The sequence below is a fragment of the Streptacidiphilus neutrinimicus genome (assembly GCF_000787815.1).
GTDB lineage: Bacteria > Actinomycetota > Actinomycetes > Streptomycetales > Streptomycetaceae > Streptacidiphilus > Streptacidiphilus neutrinimicus.
This window is the reverse complement of sequence record NZ_BBPO01000127.1, coordinates 1-542: the sequence shown is the minus strand read 5'-3', so window position 1 is coordinate 542 and position 542 is coordinate 1. Positions and strand designations below refer to the sequence as shown.

Genomic DNA, 542 nt, shown 5'->3' with positions numbered 1-542 from the left:
CTCCGTGGTGATCTCCGGTGCCGAGCAGGCCGTGCTGGCGGCGGCCGAGCAGTTGGCCGCGCAGGGTCGTAAGACCAAGCGGCTGACGGTCAGTCATGCGTTCCACTCGCCGCTGATGGATCCGATGCTGGAGGAGTTCCGGGCCGTGGTCGCGGGGCTGGAGTTCCACGCTCCGAAGATCGCGATCGTCTCCACCCTGGACCAGAACGCCGATCTCACCACCCCCGAGTACTGGGTGCGCCACGTACGCGAGGCCGTGCGTTTCGCCGACGCCGTCGCCACGTTGGAGGACGAAGGCGTCCGCACGTTCCTGGAGTTGGGCCCGGACGGCACTCTGACCGCGCTCGCCCAGGCGTGCGTGACCGAGGACGCGGCGTTCGCGCCAGTGCTGCGCCGCGACCGCGCCGAGGCGGAGACCTTCACTACCGCGCTCGCCCAGCTGTTCGTGCGCGGGGTCAAGCTCGACTGGTCGGTGGTCTTCGCCGACACCGGCGCCCGGCGCGTCGACCTGCCCACGTACGCGTTCCAGCACGAGAACTTCT

1 protein-coding gene is annotated in these 542 nt (G+C 69.7%); it reads left to right on the top strand.

All coding sequences use genetic code 11. The features are described from left to right. Window positions 1–542 (top strand): acyltransferase domain-containing protein (locus TR48_RS36685; RefSeq protein ID WP_152628386.1); only part of this gene is annotated, 542 nt, incomplete at both ends.